This is a genomic window from Stella humosa (assembly GCF_006738645.1).
GTDB lineage: Bacteria > Pseudomonadota > Alphaproteobacteria > ATCC43930 > Allostellaceae > Allostella > Allostella humosa.
Genome location: NZ_AP019700.1, coordinates 115143 through 132536 on the forward strand (window position 1 = coordinate 115143; position 17394 = coordinate 132536).

17 protein-coding genes are annotated in these 17394 nt (G+C 70.8%); 14 read left to right on the forward strand and 3 right to left on the reverse strand.

Translation table 11 applies throughout. The features are described 5' to 3' along the window. The first annotated feature begins 30 nt into the window (after positions 1 to 30). Entirely contained in the window at positions 31 to 1110 is a 1080-nt protein-coding gene (locus STVA_RS00555; protein ID WP_123690036.1) for a sulfotransferase domain-containing protein, read from the forward strand. After that, the gene (locus tag STVA_RS00560; protein WP_123690035.1) at positions 1107 to 1760 is read left to right on the forward strand and encodes a biliverdin-producing heme oxygenase; all 654 of its coding nucleotides are present in this window, start codon (positions 1107 to 1109) and stop codon (positions 1758 to 1760) included. Before STVA_RS00555 ends, STVA_RS00560 begins: the two co-directional genes overlap by 4 nt. Before the next feature lie 7 nt (positions 1761 to 1767). Here the strand turns inward: STVA_RS00560 and STVA_RS00565 are convergent, their stop codons facing one another. After that, positions 1768 to 2613: an NAD(P)-dependent oxidoreductase gene (locus tag STVA_RS00565; protein ID WP_170216478.1), complete on the reverse strand. Its 846-nt coding sequence runs from the start codon at positions 2611 to 2613 to the stop codon at positions 1768 to 1770. A gap of 161 nt (positions 2614 to 2774) precedes the next feature. On the opposite strand from STVA_RS00565, the gene STVA_RS00570 reads away from it, so the two are divergent. The 6 genes from STVA_RS00570 to STVA_RS00595 all read left to right on the forward strand — a co-directional run bounded on the left by STVA_RS00570 (position 2775) and on the right by STVA_RS00595 (position 8494). Then, the gene (locus STVA_RS00570) at positions 2775 to 2981 is read left to right on the forward strand and encodes a hypothetical protein (protein WP_123690033.1); all 207 of its coding nucleotides are present in this window, start codon (positions 2775 to 2777) and stop codon (positions 2979 to 2981) included. Positions 2982 to 3280: 299 nt separating this feature from the next. Then, a complete protein-coding gene (locus STVA_RS00575; protein WP_170216477.1) occupies positions 3281 to 4648 on the forward strand; it encodes an ABC transporter substrate-binding protein in 1368 nt (455 codons plus the stop codon). Between the two features lie 27 nt (positions 4649 to 4675). Further along, positions 4676 to 5635: a carbohydrate ABC transporter permease gene (locus STVA_RS00580; RefSeq protein WP_123690031.1), complete on the forward strand. Its 960-nt coding sequence runs from the start codon at positions 4676 to 4678 to the stop codon at positions 5633 to 5635. Positions 5636 to 5648: 13 nt separating this feature from the next. Continuing rightward, positions 5649 to 6638, forward strand: coding sequence for a carbohydrate ABC transporter permease (locus STVA_RS00585; protein ID WP_123690030.1), 990 nt, complete (start codon positions 5649 to 5651; stop codon positions 6636 to 6638). A gap of 4 nt (positions 6639 to 6642) precedes the next feature. Next, positions 6643 to 7737, forward strand: a complete 1095-nt coding sequence (locus tag STVA_RS00590) for an ABC transporter ATP-binding protein (protein ID WP_123690029.1) — start codon at positions 6643 to 6645, stop codon at positions 7735 to 7737. A gap of 22 nt (positions 7738 to 7759) precedes the next feature. Beyond that, positions 7760 to 8494 (forward strand): hypothetical protein, encoded by a 735-nt coding sequence (locus tag STVA_RS00595; protein ID WP_123690028.1) that lies wholly within the window; start codon positions 7760 to 7762, stop codon positions 8492 to 8494. A 73-nt stretch (positions 8495 to 8567) separates the two neighbouring features. Here the strand turns inward: STVA_RS00595 and STVA_RS00600 are convergent, their stop codons facing one another. Continuing rightward, entirely contained in the window at positions 8568 to 8771 is a 204-nt protein-coding gene (locus STVA_RS00600; RefSeq protein WP_123690027.1) for a hypothetical protein, read from the reverse strand. Between the two features lie 180 nt (positions 8772 to 8951). On the opposite strand from STVA_RS00600, the gene STVA_RS00605 reads away from it, so the two are divergent. After that, complete coding sequence (locus tag STVA_RS00605) at positions 8952 to 10187, forward strand: NAD(P)/FAD-dependent oxidoreductase (protein WP_123690026.1); 1236 nt, start codon at positions 8952 to 8954, stop codon at positions 10185 to 10187. 4 nt (positions 10188 to 10191) lie between these two features. On the opposite strand, the gene STVA_RS00610 is transcribed toward STVA_RS00605, so the two are convergent. Continuing rightward, complete coding sequence (locus STVA_RS00610) at positions 10192 to 12249, reverse strand: ATP-dependent helicase (protein ID WP_123690025.1); 2058 nt, start codon at positions 12247 to 12249, stop codon at positions 10192 to 10194. 113 nt (positions 12250 to 12362) lie between these two features. On the opposite strand from STVA_RS00610, the gene STVA_RS00615 reads away from it, so the two are divergent. The 5 genes from STVA_RS00615 to STVA_RS00635 are packed head-to-tail and all read left to right on the forward strand — an operon-like array spanning position 12363 to position 17365. Further along, positions 12363 to 13211, forward strand: coding sequence for a metalloregulator ArsR/SmtB family transcription factor (locus STVA_RS00615; RefSeq protein ID WP_170216476.1), 849 nt, complete (start codon positions 12363 to 12365; stop codon positions 13209 to 13211). A 15-nt stretch (positions 13212 to 13226) separates the two neighbouring features. Then, positions 13227 to 14270, forward strand: coding sequence for an ArsJ-associated glyceraldehyde-3-phosphate dehydrogenase (locus STVA_RS00620; RefSeq protein WP_123690024.1), 1044 nt, complete (start codon positions 13227 to 13229; stop codon positions 14268 to 14270). Between the two features lie 17 nt (positions 14271 to 14287). Then, positions 14288 to 15523, forward strand: coding sequence for an organoarsenical effux MFS transporter ArsJ (arsJ, locus tag STVA_RS00625; RefSeq protein ID WP_123691261.1), 1236 nt, complete (start codon positions 14288 to 14290; stop codon positions 15521 to 15523). 58 nt (positions 15524 to 15581) lie between these two features. Beyond that, positions 15582 to 15944 (forward strand): ArsR/SmtB family transcription factor, encoded by a 363-nt coding sequence (locus STVA_RS00630; RefSeq protein ID WP_338069541.1) that lies wholly within the window; start codon positions 15582 to 15584, stop codon positions 15942 to 15944. Beyond that, positions 15941 to 17365, forward strand: coding sequence for an FAD-dependent oxidoreductase (locus STVA_RS00635; RefSeq protein ID WP_123690022.1), 1425 nt, complete (start codon positions 15941 to 15943; stop codon positions 17363 to 17365). Before STVA_RS00630 ends, STVA_RS00635 begins: the two co-directional genes overlap by 4 nt. Positions 17366 to 17394 lie beyond the last annotated feature (29 nt).

Sequence of the window (17394 nt, forward strand, 5' to 3'; positions counted from 1 at the left end):
GGCCCGCGATCCCGGAGCCCAGGCCCGACCATGACCGATCCCCTAGGACCGCGCGACGCCCTGGCCGTGATGGCACCGTTCCGCGCCAGTGACTGGCCGGCACTGGCCGCGGCCGCGGCCCGGTTGGACAGCGTGTCCTGGGGCCGGGTCTTCGCCGCCTTTGCCGCCGCGGCGCTGGCACCCCGATCGGCCGAACGCCTGGCAGACTTGCGGGCACAGGCGGCCCGCCTGCCGGATCTGGCGCGCTACGGCTTCAACCTTGCGATCGACGGCACCGACCCGCAATCCCTGCCGGGCCTCGCCCGCATGCTGGACTGCCGGGCGACCTACGCCGCCCACGATGCCTTCGTGCTGGAGTACCCCAAATGCGGGCGCACCTGGCTGCGGCTGATGATCGGCCGGGCCGTGGCACTCGCTACCGGCCTCGACCTGGCCGATCCGACGGACCTCGGCCGGCTGGCGAGCCTGCGGCCGGGGCTGCCGCGGATTCTTGTCACCCATGACGACGATCCCGAATTGAAGCGGGTCGAGGACATCTGGCGCGACAAGACCATCTATCGCGGCCGCCGGGTGCTGCTGCAGATCCGCGACCCGCGCGATGTGGTGGTGTCCTATTTCTTCCACCGCACCACCCGCAATCACGAGGCCGCCCCTGTGGCCCCCTATCAGGGCACGATGGCGACGTTCGCGCGCCACCCGCAGGGCGGCATTCCCAACATCGTCGCCTTCTACAACGCCTGGGCGGCCGGCCGGGACGAGCCGGCCGCCCTGCTGCGCCTGGACTACGAGGATCTGGTCGCAGACCCCGCCGCCGGCCTGGCGGCGGCCTTGGCCTTCCTGGAGTTGCCGAGCCCGGGACCGGACGGCATCCGCGCCGTCGTCGAGGATTCGAGCTTCGCCCGGATGCAGGCGCTGGAGGCGGCGGGCACCGTGCCCGGCCGGCGGCTGACCCTGGTGGACCCGTCCAACCCCGAAGCCCGCAAGGTGCGGCGCGGCAAGGTCGGCGGCTATCGCGACTACCTGGCGGCCGACGACATCGCCTGGATCGAGGACTATCTCGCCCGCCATCTCGACCCCTGGTACGACCGCTACCGGCCGGCCGGGGGATGAACGCCGAAGCGCCCGGCCTGGCGCTGGCGCTGCGCCAGGGCACGGCCGACCTGCATCGGCGGGCCGAGCAGGCGGGCATCGTCCGCGCGATCCTCGCCGGCCAGGTGCAACGCCATGGCTATGCGCTCTACCTGCGCAACCTGCTGCCGGCCTACCAGGCGCTGGAGCGCGGGCTCGATTCTCATCGCGCGGCGCCCGGGCTGGCGCCACTGGCGCTGCCGCAGCTCTATCGGGCAGGTGCGATCATGCGCGACCTGGATGTCCTGACCGGCGCCGGCTGGGCGGACGAGCTGCCGCTGCTGCCGGCGGGCGCGGCCTATGCCGCCGCAGTCGACGCTGCCGCGGCCGGGGATGGCGCCGGTCTGGCCGGGCATGCCTATACCCGCTACCTGGGCGACCTCAGCGGTGGTCGGATCATGGCCCGGTTGCTGGCCGCCGTGCCGGGGATCGGGCCGGCCGCGATGCAATTCCACCGCTTCCCGGAGATTCCCGACATCGGCGCCTTCAAGGACGCCTATCGCGCCGGCCTGGACCGGCTGGGCCGGCGGCTGGCCGATCCCGGCCGGGTGGTGGCTGCCGCCCGCGCCGCCTTCGCCCACAACATCGAACTGGCCGAGGCGGTCGGGGCGGCAGCCTCGGCCGCGGATTGACGCCGGGCTACAGCAGCGGCTTGTCGCGCAGGAGCGCGATCACCGAGGTCGTGTCGTCGTCGGCATGGCCGTGGGACACCATCATGCGGTGCATCTCGGTTGCCAGCCCCGTCATCGGCATCGGCGTGCGCGTCTCGCGCGCCAGCTCCATGACGATGTCGAGGTCCTTCATCATCGTCCGCAGGTGACCGGTCGGGGTGAAGTCGCCCGACACCATCTTGGGGATCGACTGGCGCAGCAGCGAGGAATCGGCCCGGCCCCCGGCGAAGGCTTCGGGCAGGCGCATGGCGTCGATGCCGGCATTCATGGCGAGCTGGATGGCCTCGGCGATGACCGACTTGCAGCCGCCGACGATCACCTGGTTCACCATCTTGGTGGTCTGCCCCGCACCGGACGGCCCCATGAGGGTGAACGCGCCGGCCAGGTGGGCCACGACCGGGCGCACGAAGTCGAAGTCGACCGCCTCGCCCCCGGCCATCACCGCCATGGTGCCGGCGGCGGCACCCTGCGGCCCGCCGGACACGGGCGCGTCGATCCAGCCCATGCCGGTCGCCTGGCGCAGGCGCTGGGCCATGGCGCGGCTGCGGGCGGGGTGGATGGTCGACATGTCGACCAGCACCCGGCCGACCGACGCCCCCTCGGCGATGCCGCCCGGGCCGAACACGACGGCCTCCACGGCGGCCGTGTCGGAGACGCAGGTGATGACGATGGCGGCGGCGCGGGCGACGTCGGCCGGGCTCGCGGCCAGCACCGCCCCGGCGTCGACGACGTCCCGCAGCCTGTCCGGATTGCGGCCCCAGACCACCAGCGGGAAGCCCGCTTTCAGCAGCCGCAGCGCCATCGGCCGCCCCATCAGGCCGATTCCGATGTACCCTACCGTCGGTCGATCCGCGGACGCCGCCTGCACTTCCGTCATTGCTTCCATCCCCTCGCTCTGCGCATTGCTGGTTGCGAGGGCTGATCATAGCCGATCGATCGACGAACGGACCCGCCCCGAAAGAGAAGGCTTTCCGGATGGTAGAAGTGGTTATGGACCCGGCCCGCATCGGGCGGCTGGCCAAGGCGCTGGCATTCATCTGCGGCAAGGACCACCCGACGACGGTGGCGCTGCAGACCGCGGCCGAGAGCGGCACGGAACGCGACATCCAGAAGGCGCGTGCCCTGTTCGTGAAGCTGAAGCCCGGCGAGCGCCAGGCCGCGCTGTCCATGCTGTCGGAGTGAGGGCGGTCGCTGCCGAATTTTCCTAGCGCCCGGCGCGAATTTTGATGCGTTGCAGCATGGGGGCGATCGGGCGGAAACAGGCGGCCGACGGGATCGGCTGATCCGGCGATCGGGGGACCTGACTTTAGGGCATTCGCCACTCGCGGGCGCATCCGCCGCTCGCTATGCTCCGGCCCTCGTCGGCACCGGCCCACGGCCGCGCTAGGGCAACCTGCGCGCCGCCGCTGGCCTTCTCAAGAACCGACCGGATTTTCGCGGTCGCGGCCGGCAGGTCGCGGGCGCTCCCAGGAGGGAACCAGATGAGCACAAGCCTATCCGCCAAACTGGCCGCGGCCGCCCCGGCTTTCGCGCTGGCGCTGGCCTTCGGCGTCGCGCTGGGCACCGGCCCCGCCCTGGCGCAGAAGAAGGTCCAGGTCGAAGTGGCCGCGACCATGCCGGAGTTCGCGCCCCAGGAGCGCGGCATCTGGGACCTCTACGAGGAACAGAATCCCGGCATCGAGATCAAGCTGATCCAGATCAACGAGGATACCGAGGCGGCCTACAACGCCCGCGTCGCCGCCGGCAACCCGGTCGACATCCGCAACAACACCATCCCGGTGCTGGAGAACTACAAGATCTACCAGAACCTGCTGGAGATCGGTTACCCGCACTTCGACCGCCTGAACTATGACGCGCGCAACATCTTCGAGGTCACCAACGGGGTGAAGGGCTACCTGCCGGCGCTCAACATCCAGCGCGGCAACTTCAGCACCTTCATCTTCTATGGCGACGAGATGAAGAAGGCCGGCCTCGACCCCAAGACGCAGATCAAGACGGTCGACGACCTGCGCGCCTTCCTGGAGAAGCTGAAGGCCTACACCGCCACCCGTAAGGACCTGCAATACGTCCTCGACATGGGCTGGCACCCGCTGATGATCGGCCGCGTGATCATCGAGGCCTGGGCCGTCGGCATGGGCGCCAGCAAGGCCGACATCCGCGCGCTCTATGCCGGCGAGATCAAGTGGACCGACCTCGATCGCAACCCGCTGCTGCCGGCGATCGCGCTCTACAAGGAATTCACCGACAAGGGCTACCTGCCGCCGAAGTGGTGGCAGCGCGCCTGGGAGACGGAGTTCGAGGCGAGCTTCATCGGCCGCAAGTCGATCCTGACCTTCCACGGCCCCTGGCTGTGGACGAAGGTGCTGGCGCAGAACCCGCGCGCCGACATCGACGGCTTCTTCTTCCCGCCCAACAAGGACGGGCTGGTGTGGACCGACGGCACGACCCAGCATGGCGGCTCGGCCCTCTATGAGGTGAACAAGAAGAAGGCCAACCAGGCCGAGACGGTGAAGGCCTTCACTTGGTGGAACGGGCCGGAGGCGGTGAAGCTGCGGGCCGAGGCGCTGGGCTTCCTGCCGGCGCTCGACGTGTCGTCGGCGGGCGGCGTGAAGCTGACCAACCCGCAGTTCGTGCGGGTCATCAAGCCGGCGCTGGACGCCAACGTGAAGTTCGACACCAGCGTCAGCGGCCGCCACTCGGCCGAGCGCTGGAAGAAGAAGGGCACGCCCTACGTCCTGACCGACGATGCCTTCGCCCCGCTGCTGGGCGACTACATCGAAGGCCGGACCGACCTGGCGGGCCTGGCGGCCAAGCTGCAGCAGCGGTGGGACACGGCCTACCAGCGCTGACCAGGCTGTCGCCGGGATAGACGCTTCGTGGCGTCCAAAGTCGAGACGACGGCGGCCGGGTCCGGCCGCCGTCGCCGCTTCCGGGCGGGCGGCTGGCGGGAAACCGCGGCCGACCTGGCCTTCCTGCTGCCCCAGTACCTGCTCTACATCACGCTGACGCTGCTGCCGTTCGCCATCGCCCTGCCGATCCTCTTCACCGACCAGGCCGATTTCGTCGACACCAGCATCAAGTATGTCGGGCTCGACAACATCGAGGCGCTGTTCCGGCCGCCGCTCGACGAGCGCTTCTTCGCCGCCGTCCGCCGCACCGTCATCTTCACGGTACTGAACTACGCGATGGTGTTCGCCTTCGGCTTCATCCTGGCGCTGGCCCTGTTCGAGCTGAAGTCGCGCCTGGTCGGCGTCTTCTTCACCGTCATCTACGTGCCGTGGATGGTCTCGGGCATCGGCGTCGGCCTGTTGCTGCTGATGCTGTTCTCACCCGACACGGGCACGATCAACCTGGCGCTGGAGGCCATGGGCCTCGGCCGCAACCTCATCAACATCAAGGACGAATGGACCATGCTGATGGTCCTGCCGGTGATCTATGGCTGGAAGACGGCGGGCTTCAACATGGCGATCTTCCTGGGCGGCCTGCTGACGATCCCGCCCGAGACGATCGAGGCGGCCAAGCTCGATGGTGCCCGCTACGTCCAGCGCGTGATCCATGTCTATGTGCCGCAGATCGTGCCGGCGATCGTCATGGCGACTGTCTTCTGCCTGATCGGGTCGTTCGGCATCTTCGACGAGCTGGTCGGGCTGGGGGCGCTCTACGGCAACCCCAATGCCGAGTTCCTGTCGATCCTGATCTACAAGCTGGGCTTCAGCAGCGGCCGCGACGGCACCCTGGCCCAGGGCATCACCGCCTCGCTGGTGGTGTTCTTCCCGCTGCTGATTGCCGCCTTCGCGCTGAACCGCTGGCAGAAGCGCCGGGACTACCGGTCATGAGGGAATCGGGGGCATGAACCGCAAGGCTCTCCTCGTTGCCGGCCTGGCGATCTATTGCGCGCTGACGCTGGTGCCCTTCTACCTGCTGGCCGTCCGCTCCTTCGTGCCGACGATGGAGGCGACGCGCCTGCACCTGTGGGTGCCGCCGCGGCCGGAACTCGAGATGGACGCGCGCATCGGCGACCTCTTCTCGACCTACAATCTCGACAGCCGCGAGCTGCGCCGGTCGCTCGGCATCAAGGGCTACCTCAACCCGCAGCAGACGCTGCGCGAGATGGTGGCCGACGGCAAGGTCGAGGAGGCGGCGCTGCGCGCCTACCTGGAGCCCTTCACCAAGTACAACGGCATCCTGACGGTGCTGAAGGGCGGCTTCCTGTCGTCGCTGCTGGCGACGGTGCTGGTGGTCGGCCTGTCGATCGCCATCGGCGGCGCGCTCGGCATCGCCACCGGGTCGGTGCTGGCCGGCCTGCGCCGGCGCTGGCACGTCTTCGTCTACAACAGCTACATGCTGAACATGATCATCCCGCCCCTGATGATCATGCTGCCGCAATACCTGATCCTGGTGCGGTATTTCGGCCTGGGCGACAGCTACCTGTCGCTCATCCTGCTCAACATCAAGGGCACGGCGCTCTCGACCATGGTCTTCACCGCCTACATCGCCAGCATCCCCAAGGAGCTGAAGGAGTCCGCCTACATGGACGGCGCCGGCCGGCTCGACTATTTCGCGCGCATCCTGCTGCCGCTGATGGGCACGCCGTTCGCCGTCTATGCCTCGGTGTCGCTGCCCTGGCAGTGGAACGACCTGATCCACCCGCTGCTGTTCCTGTCGCCCGAGAAGTACACGCTGCCCGCCTTCATCGCGACGCTGGGCGGCAACCAGTCGACCAACTTCGAGGCGATCTTCTCGGGCGTGCTGCTGTCGCTGGTGCCGATCCTGGCCATCTACCTGGCCTTGCAGAAACTCTTCATGCGGGCCGCCACCTCGGGCGCGGTAAAGGGCTGATCGGATGGCGACCCTCGAACTTCGCGGCCTGGCCAAGAGCTTCGGCCGCACGCCGGTGCTGGCCGGCCTCGACCTCGCCGTCGCCGACGGCGAGCTGGTGGTGCTGGTCGGCCCGTCCGGCTGCGGCAAGTCCACCCTGCTGCGCCTGGTGGCCGGGCTGGAGGACGCCACGGCCGGCGACATCCTGCTCGACGGCCGCAGCGTCATCGACGTGCCGGCCGCCGACCGCGGGGCCGCCATGGTGTTCCAGAGCTACGCGCTCTATCCGCACCAGACCGTCTACGGCAACCTCGCCTTCCCCTTGAAGATGGCCCGCCGGCCGCGCGCCGAACTGGACGCCAAGGTGCGGGCGGTGGCGGCATTGCTCAACATCGACGGGCTGCTCGACCGGCTGCCGCGCGAGCTGTCGGGCGGCCAGCGCCAGCGCGTCGCGATGGGCCGGGCGATGATCCGCGAGCCCAGGCTGTTCCTCTTCGACGAGCCGCTCAGCAACCTCGACGTCGAACTGCGGGTGCGCATGCGGCTCGAGATCGGCCGGCTGCAGCGCGAACTGGGCGTAACCACCCTCTACGTCACCCACGACCAGACCGAGGCGATGACGCTGGCCGACCGCATCGTCGTGCTGCGCGCGGGCAACGTGGAGCAGATCGGCACGCCGATGGAGGTCTACCACCAGCCGGCGACCCGCTTCGTCGCGGGCTTCATGGGCACGCCGCCGATGAACTTCCTGCCGGTGAAGACGATGGCCGAGGAGGCCGGCGGCACCCGCTTCACGCTGGGGCCGGACCTGGCCGTCACCCTGCCGGTCCGGCTGGCTGCCCAGCCCGAGGTGCTGGGCATCCGGCCCGAGCATATCCACGTCGCCGGGCCGGACGAACCCGGCCGCCTGCCGCCGCTCTCGCACACCAAGCCTGCGGCCGAGCATCTGGGCGAACGCAGCTACGGCCATGCCAACACGGTCCTGGGCGAGATCGCGCTGCTGCTGCCGGCCGGCGGCACCCTGCCGGACGAGACCCAGGCCCTGGCGCTGGCGCTCGACGTGGCAGCGCTGCACGCGTTCGCCGCCGATGGCAGCCGGGTCGAGGTCCGGGCGGCCTAGGGGCAGGACAGGACGACCGCCGATGCTGGGGCTCGTCCTGCGCAAGTCGCTCGTCGACACCTGGGATGGCCTGGTGCCGATCTTCGCCGGCAACATCCTGGTGCTGGGGCTGGCGACGATGGTGGTGACGGCGCTGGAGGCAGCCGCCCGCAGCAATGCCGCCCTGCTGGCGGTCGTGGCGCTGGCTGGTGCGGCCCTGTTGGCGATGACGCTGGCGGCCTATGCGGTCCTGGTCGCAGGCTGGGTCGAGCATCGCGCCGTCGACTTGGCGGGTTTGCGCCAGGCGCTGTGGCCGACGGTCCTGCCGGCGGGGCTGGCGGCGCTGCCGCTGACCGGCCTGGCGATGGGATGCGTCTCCCTGGTCGGTCGGCTCGCCGACGGCGGCACGGCCGGCATCATGGCTGCCACCATCCTGGCGGCGGCCGGGATCGCGGTGGCCTTGTGGGCGGTCCTGTTGCTGCCGGCGATGGATATGGCTCGGCCGCCCGGCCTGGGGCGGCGGGCGGCGCTGATGGTCTTCGACAATCTGGGATATTCGCTGCTCGTGGCAACGATCGCGCTGGCCCTGGCGATCCTGACGGCCGGGCTGCTGCCCGGCATCGGTGGGGCCCTGGTGCTGCTGCGCAACGCCACCGTCCTGCGGCTGCGGCGCTATCCGGGAGCGCGGCGCCCGGACTGGTCGACGCTGCTAGAAGCGGAAATCCGCCACATGCAGCGGCGACCCTGGAAGAGCCTGCTGCTGCCCTGGCGGTCCTGAATAGGGGGCGGTCCTGAATGCGGGGTGAGAGGCGGGGAGGCCGCATGGCCTCCCCTGGCTCTCGGGGTGGACCCTAGCGCTTGTGCGCTTGGTCGTGCTGGCCGCTGCGCTGGCCGGGATCCTGCGACTGCTGGCCCGGGCTGCCGGGGCGGCGCTGCTCGCCCTGCTGGGCTTGGTCGCGATCGGCGGGATTCCGGTTGGGATCCTGCTGGTTCTGCTGCTGCTGCGGGTTCGGCTTCTGGGCCGGATTGCTGTTCGGGTTCTGGGGGTTGGCCATGATTATCTCTCCATCGGGTGGGGTTCGATTCTCCGGCCGGAGATAGAGGGACAACCGGCCCCCGGGAGGGGAGTTCCCGGCTGGCGCCGACTATTTTCCCCGAGCGTGCCACCGCCAGCCGGGCGTCGGCGTTGATCCCGAACGTGCCCCGTTCATCCACCCGGGAAAGACCAACCCACCATGTTCGAGCCGGAAACGACGGCGCAGCCCGACCTGCGCGGCGGGGTGGCACCCTGGCATGCCGGCGTCACCTTGCCGGAGATGCGGCCGCCGACGGCCGACCTGCGCTGCGGCGTGCTGATCGTCGGCGCCGGCATCACCGGGTCGCTGATGGCCGAGCACCTGACCCGCATGGGGCTGGACGTGGTCGTCATCGACCGAGAGCGCCCAGGCTTCGGCAGCACGGCCGCCAGCACCGCCATGCTGCAATGGGAAATCGACACGCCGCTCGGCAAGCTGGCGGACCTCTATGGCTTCGAGCGGGCGGCACGGATCTACCAGCGCAGCTATGCCGCCGCGCGCGGCCTGTGCGGGGTGATCGACGAGCTGGGGTTGGGCTGCCAGCTCCGCCAGCGGCAGTCCGTCTATCTGGCGGCGGGCGATGTCGGCGCGCGTGACCTGCTGGCCGAACATGAATTGCGGACCCGCGCCGGCCTGCCGGGCGATTTCCTCGACTATCGCCTGCTGCGGCAGAGCTTCGGCTTCGACCGCGAAGCGGCGATCGTCGCCCCCGGATCGGCCGACGCCGACCCGTTGCGCCTGTCGCTGCTGCTGCTGGAAACCGCGACCCGGCGCGGTGCCAAGCTGCTGGCGGCCGACGCGGTGGCGTGGAATTCGGGGCTGTCCTCGGTCACGGTCGGATGTGCCGATGGCCGCACGATCGAGGCCGACCATGTGGTCCTGGCGACCGGCTATGTGATGCCGGACTTCGTGCCGGCCGGCCTGCACCGGCTGGCCTCGAGCTGGGCGGTGGCCACGCCCGTGCAGCGGCCCGATGCGCTGTGGCCGGAGCGCGCGCTGGTGTGGGAGGCGAGCGAGACCTACGCCTATGCCCGCACCACCGACGACGGCCGCATCGTCATCGGCGGCGAGGACGACCCCGACCTGATCGAGCCCGACGCCCGCGACCAGGCCATGCCCGACAAGGCGCGTACCCTGCTGGCCAAGCTCCACACCCTGTGGCCGCCGGCCGTGGCCACGGCCGACTATGTCTGGTCGGGCGTCTTCGGCAGCACGGTGGATGGCCTGCCGCTGATCGGCACGGTGCCGGACCGGCCGCGCATCCACGCGGCCTACGGCTATGGCGGCAACGGCATCACCTTCAGTTTCCTGGCCTCCCGCATGATCCACCGCCTGATCGCCGGCGGGCGCGAGGACTGGTTCTCGGACTTCGCGATCGACCGCTCCGTTCCGTAGGACCCTATCGCCAGATCGCCCGGAGGCGGGCCGCGATGTCGACCGCGCGCCGGGTCGAATCGGTCGCCACCACGGTCGGCCGGGCGGGCGGCGGCCAGGACACTTCCTCGAACAGCGGCAGCAGGGCCGGCGGCAGGAAGCGGGTGCGCGCGGCATGGACGTAGCGGTCGCCGGTCGGCGCCTGCTGGTGGGTGTAGAAGCGGTGCGGCAGCATCAGCGCCAGATGGTCGCGCGCGCGCGTCATGGCGACGTAGAGCAGCCGGCGCTCCTCCTCGATCTCGTCCGCCCGGCCGGTCGCCAGGTCGGACGGCATGCAGCCATCGACGACGTTCAGCACGTGGACGGCGGTCCACTCCTGCCCCTTGGCGGAATGGATGGTCGACAGGATCAGGTAATCCTCGTCCAGGAGCGGCACGCCCGCCTCGTCGCTGGTGGCGCCGGGCGGGTCCAGCGTCAGCTCGGTCAGGAAGCGTTCGCGGCTGGCATAGCCGGCGGCGATCTGCTCGAGCTGCACCAGATCGGCGGCGCGCGCGGCGGCGTCGGCATGGCGCTCGGCCAGCAGCGGGTCGTACCAGGACCGGGCATCGGCCATCTCGGCCGGCCAGCCGGCGGCCCGGCGGTGCAGGCGGCCGACCAGGGCGACGAAGTCCGGCCACAGGGCCTCGGCGCGGGCCGGCGGCGGGGCCGCCGCCAGGGCCAGCTCGGGATCGAAGCCCTCGGCCACCCGGTCCAGCAGACGTCCGGCGATGGCCGGACCGATGCCCGGCAGGATCTGCAGCACGCGAAATCCCGCCACCCGGTCGCGCGGGTTCTCGATCCAGCGCAGCAGCGCCAGCAGGTCCTTCACATGGGCGGAATCGAGGAACTTCAGCCCGCCGAACTTCACGAAGGGGATGTTGCGGCGAACCAGCTCCACCTCCAGCATGCCGCTGTGATGGCTGGTGCGGAACAGCACCGCCTGCTCCTTCAGCGCCAGGCCGGCCTCGCGATGGGCCAGGATGCGCTCGGCGACGCAGCGCGCCTGGTCGGCCTCGTCGCGCACGGTGACGAGCTGCGGCCGCTCGCCCGACAGCCGGTCCGACCACAGGTCCTTGGCATAGCGCTCCGGCGCCAGCGCGATCACGGCGTTGGATGCCGCCAGGATCGGCCCGGTCGAACGGTAGTTGCGCTCCAGCGTCAGGATGCGGGCGGGCGGGCGATAGAGGCCGGGGAAGTCCAGGATGTTGCGGTTGGTGGCCGCCCGGAAGGAATAGATCGCCTGGGCGTCGTCGCCGACCACGGTGACGCCGCGGCCGTCGGGTTTCAGGCCGGTCAGGATGCTGGCCTGCAGGCGGTTGGTGTCCTGGTACTCGTCCACCAGCACATGGTCGAAGCGGCCGCCGATCTCGGCCGCGATCTCCGGCTCCAGCATCATCTGCGCCCAGTAGAGCAGCAGGTCGTCGTAATCCAGCACCTGCTGGCGCTGCTTGGCCTCGACATAGCCGGCGAAGAGCCGACGCAGTTCGGCCTCCCACATCCGGACCCAGGGGAAGGCCAGGTCCAGCACCGTCTCCAGCTCGGCCTCGGCATTGACCGCGCGGGAATAGACGGCAAGGCAGGTGGCCTTCAGCGGGAAGCGGCTGTCGCGCCCGGACAGGCCTTGCTCGTGCCGCACCAGCCCCATCAGGTCGGCCGCGTCCTCGCGGTCGAGGATGGTGAAGCCGGGAGCCAGTCCGATGCACTCGGCCTGCTCGCGCAACAGGCGGGCGCCGATGCCGTGAAACGTGCCCGACCAGGATAGCGACGCCCGCTGCGGTCCCGGCAGGCGGGCCAGCAGGCGCTCCACCCGCCGCCCCATCTCTGCCGCCGCCCGGCGCGAGAAGGTGAGCAGCAGCAGGCGGCGCGGGTCGGCGCCGTCCGCCACCAGCCGGGCGACGCGGTGGGCCAGCGTGCTGGTCTTGCCCGAGCCGGCGCCGGCGATCACCAGCAATGGCCCCTCGCCATGCAGGACGGCCGCCTGCTGCTGCGGGTTCAGGCTCTCAAGGAGGGTGTCGCGCGCGGTCGGGTCGGCCCTGGGGATCATCGTCCGCGAGGAAGCATGATTCCTGTTTTGTTCGCAAGCATCGACCGCGGCGACACGGAAGCTTCACCAATATTCCATTATTCGAGAAGAATAGAAGCGATAAGATGCGCGCCATGGAAGCGCATCAGGCCGCGGCGGTCTTCGCCGCCCTCTCGCAGGAGACAAGGGTCCGGCTGCTGCACCGGCTGGTGGCCGCCGGTCCCGGCGGCGCGGTCGCGGGCGAGCTGGCGGCGGCCCTGGGCGTGCCGGCCTCGACCTTGTCCTTTCACCTGGCCGCCCTGGAAAAGGCCGGCCTGATCCGCGGCCGCCGCCAGGGCCGGCAGATGATCTACGCGGCCGCCCCGTCGGGCCTGCGGTCGCTGATCGGTTGCGCGGCACACCTGTGCCTGGGTGACGACTACGCTTCCATGGCCTTGGTCGACGGGTTGCTGCCGCCGGAACCGGCGACCCTGTCGGCCAGCTACAGCGTGCTGTTTCTCTGCCAGCGCAATTCGGCGCGCTCGATCATGGCCGAGGCCATCCTGGGCCAGGTGGGCGGCGGCAGGTTCCGGGCCTTCTCGGCCGGACCGCAGCCGGCCGCCGATCCGCTGCCCGCCGTCGTCCAACTGCTGCGGGCCCTCGGCCACGCGGTGGGCCATCTCCGCAGCAAGTCGTGGGACGAGTTTGCCGGCCCCGTCGGCGCGCCGATGGATTTCGTGATCACGCTCTGCGACATGCCGGCGGATGGGGCACCGCCGCCGTTCGCCGGCCGGGCCATCCGCGCCGCCTGGCCCCTTCCCGATCCGGCGAAGTTCAGCGGCAGCACGGTGGAGCGCCGGGTGTTGCTGGACGAACTCTATGCCGGCCTGCGCCGCCGCCTCGTGGCGCTTTGCCGGCTGCCGCTCGACCTGCTGGATCGGGCCGGCGCCCAGACATGCCTAGACCGGATCGGCGATACGCGACCACCGGCCCACCGGGCGTGAAACGGGGAAAGCGCAATGGCAATCGGCATCAACGGAATGGGTCGGATCGGCCGGCTGGCGCTGCGCGCCGCACTGGGCGGCGTCGAACGGGCCGACGGCGACCCGCGGGCGGGGAACCGCCTGGAGATCGCGCATGTGAACGAGATCAAGGGCGGCGCGGTGGCCGCCGCCCACTTGCTCGAGTTCGACAGCACCCACGGCCGCTGGCGCACCGGCATCGCGGTCGAAGACCCCGGCGCCATCCGGGTCGGCGGCCGTCGCATCGGCTTCAGCGAGGGGGCGGTCCCGGCCGCGGTGCCGTGGGGCGATCTCGGCTGCGACATCGTGCTCGAATGCACCGGCCGCTTCCGCGACCCCGCCCAGTTGCAAGGCTATTTCGATCGCGGCGTGCAGCGCGTGATCGTGGCCGCCCCCGTCGCGGATGCAGCCGCCCTCAATGTCGTCGTGGGGGTGAATGACGGGCTCTACGATCCGGCGCGCCATCGCCTGCTGACGACGGCGTCCTGCACGACCAACTGCCTGGCACCGGTGGTCAAGGTCGTGCACGAGGCCCTGGGCATCCGGCACGGGCAGATCACCACGATCCACGACCCCACCAACACGAACGTGGTGGTCGACGCACCGCACCGCGACCTGCGTCGCGCGCGCTCGGCCATGAACTCGTTGCAGCCGACGACGACGGGCAGTGCGACGGCGATCGCCATGATCTACCCGGAACTGCGTGGCCGGCTCGACGGTCACGCGGTCCGCGCGCCGGTGCTGAATGCCAGCCTCACCGACTGCGTCTTCGAACTGGCGCGGCCGACGACGGCTGATGCGGTCAACCGCCTGTTCGAGGAAGCGGCCGCCGGCCCGCTGGCCGGCATTCTCGGCATCGAGCACCGGCCGCTGGTCTCCGTCGACTATGCCAACGACAGCCGCAGCGCGATCGTCGATGCCCCCAGCACGCTGGTGACCGACGGTACCATGCTCAAGGTCTATGCCTGGTACGACAACGAGATGGGGTACGCCTGCCGCATGGTCGACCTCGCCAGCATCGTGCTGCGGGCCGGGGTGTGACGAAGGGTGGGGGCGTGATGGCGGGCTGGCGCAGCTATGCCATCGTGACGGCCGCCTACTGGGGCTTCACCCTGACCGACGGCGCCTTGCGGATGCTGGTGCTGCTGCATTTCTTCGGCCTCGGCTACACCCCGTTTACGCTCGCCTTCCTGTTCCTGTTGTACGAGGCGGCGGGCATCGCCGCCAACCTGGGCGGCGGCTGGCTGGTGTCGCGCTTCGGCATCGGCCGCATGCTGGCGGCAGGACTGCTCCTGCAGGCGGGCGGGCTGCTGATGCTGTCCGCGCTGGATCCTGGTTGGGGCGCCATCCTGTCGGTCGCCTGGGTGGTGGCCGCGCAGGGGGTCGCCGGCGTCGCCAAGGACATCACCAAGACGGCGTCGAAATCCGCCATCAAGGCGACGGCCGCGGGCGGGCAGGGGCAGTTGTTCCGCTGGGTCGCCTGGTTCACCGGGTCGAAGAACGCGATGAAGGGCTTCGGCTTCTTCCTGGGCGGCCTGCTGCTGGAGTTCCTCGGCTTCCGGCCGGCGCTGTGGCTGATGGCCGGGCTGATCGGCTGCATCCTCGTGGCCGTCGTCCTCGCCCTGCCGCCGGCGCTCGGCCGCGCCGGTTCGTCGCGTAGCATGCGGGAGCTGTTCGCCAAGAGCCGGTCCGTGAACCTGCTGGCGGGCGCGCGGATTTTCCTGTTCGGGGCTCGCGACGTGTGGTTCGTCGTGGGCCTGCCGGTCTTCCTCTATGCCCATGGCTGGAGTTTTCTCCAGGTCGGGGCCTTCGTGGCCGGCTGGACCATTGCCTATGGCGGCGTCCAGGCGGTGGCCCCCATGCTGGTGACCCGGAGCCCCGACGGGCTGAGCCGAGAGGTGCCGGCCGCCCGGCTCTGGGGCGGCCTGCTGCTGGCGGTCCCGGCGATCCTGGCGGTCGCACTGGCCGTGCCCGTGGCCGATCCCGGCACTTGGCGGATGGACATGGTCGCCACCGCCGGTCTCGCCCTGTTCGGCCTGCCGTTCGCCGTGAACTCGTCCCTCCACTCCTACCTGATCCTCGCCTATGCCGGATCGAAGAAGGCGGCCGAGGACATCGGCTTCTACTATGCCGCCAATGCCATGGGGCGCCTGGGGGGCACCCTGCTGTCCGGCCTGCTGTACCAGGCGGGCGGCCTCGCCGGCTGCCTCGCCGGCTCGGCGGCCATGCTGGCCCTGTGCTGGGCCATCACGTTCCGGCTGCCCGCCGCGCCTCCGGGCGAGGTTGGCCCTTGACGAAGGAAGTCGTCTCCATAATATTGGAAATATGGAGAAGAAATCAGCCATCGCCGCCTTGGGCGCCCTCGCGCAGGAGACGCGGCTCGATATCTTCCGCCTGCTCGTGCAGGCGGGGGACGCCGGGGTCCCGGCCGGCCAGATCGGCGACCAGCTCGGCCTGCCTTCGGCCACGCTGTCCTTCCACCTGACCCAGCTGCGCCAGGCCGACCTGGTGACCTTCCGGCGCGAAGGACGCTCGCTCATCTACGTGGCCGAGTACGCCGCCATGAACGGGCTGATCGGCTTCCTGACCGAGAACTGCTGCAGCGGCTCGCCCGCCGCAACCTGCGTGCCTGCCGCCGCCTGCCTTCCCACCACGGCCGCCGACAATCCGGGCGTGCCCGCCATCGCCCCCCTTTCGCGAAAGGCTTCGACATGACTGCCTCCAACCTCCCCGTCGCCATCATCGGGGCCGGGCCGGTCGGGCTCGCTGCCGCCGCCAACCTGCTGGCCCGGGGCGAAGTGCCCCTGGTGCTCGAGGCCGGTCCCGCGATCGCCCACAGCGTCCGCCAGTGGGGCCATGTCCGCATGTTCACGCCGTGGGAATACTGCGTCGACCGCCAGGCGGGCGCGCTGCTGCGCGAGGCCGGCTGGATCGCGCCGCCCGCGGATGCGACGCCCACCGGCGCCGAGCTGGTTTCGGAATACCTGGAGCCGCTGGCGGCCCTGCCGGCGCTGGCGCCGCACATCCATCTCGACGCGCGGGTCGTGGCGGTGACGCGCCGCGGCTCGGATAAGGTGCGCACCGCCGGGCGCGGCGACCTTCCCTTCGTGCTGCGGGTGGCGGGCCCGGCCGGCCGGCTGCGCCATTTCGAGGCCAAGGCCGTGATCGACGCATCCGGCACCTGGACATCGCCCAACCCGGCCGGGTCGGACGGGCTGCCGGCGCCGGGCGAGGAAGCGGCCGCCCGCCACATCGCGACCGGCATTCCCGACGTGCTGGGCCAGGCGCGGGCGCGCCATGCCGGCCGGACGACGGCTGTCATCGGCGGCGGGCATTCGGCGCTGAACGTGCTGATCGACCTGGCCGCCCTGCGGGACGCGGTGCCGGAGACGCGGATCCTGTGGGTGATGCGCAAGGAGCGGGTGGAGGCGGCTTTCGGCGGCGAGGAGCTGGACGGCCTGCCGGCGCGCGGCGCGCTCGGCAGCCAGGCCCGCGCGCTCGTCGAGAGCGGCGCGGTCGAGGTGCTGTCGCCGTTCCGCATCGCCGAGATCCGGCCGGGCGACGACCGGGCGCTGCGCGTCGTCGGCCTGCATGATGGCCGGCCGGCCTCGTTCCTGGCCGACGAGCTGGTCGTCGCGGCCGGCTTCCGGCCGGACCTGTCGATGCTGCGCGAGATCCGCCTGTCGCTCGATCCCTGGCTGGAATGCGCGGCCGGCATCGGCCCGCTGATCGACCCCAACCTGCACAGCTGCGGCACGGTGCGCCCGCACGGCGCCCGCGAACTCTCCCATGCCGAGGAGGGCTTCTTCATCGCCGGCATGAAAAGCTATGGCCGCGCGCCCACCTTCCTGCTGGCGACCGGCCACGAGCAGGTGCGCTCGATCGCCGCCGCCCTGGCCGGCGACCAGGACGCGGCCGCCCGGGTCGAACTGGTCCTGCCGGAGACCGGCGTGTGCAACACCCGCCCGTCTGCCACGGCTGCCGTGCGCATTCCGGCCGCCACCGGCTGTTGCGGCCCGGCCAAGGCCGAGCCCGAGCCCGCCGCGGCCTGCTGCAGCCCCGCGGCCGAGGCCGTGCCGGCGCCGATTGCCGTGGCCGCCACCGGCTGCTGCGCGCGCAAGGAACAGGCGGCATGAGCCAGTCCGCCATTCCGGCCGCGCCGGCC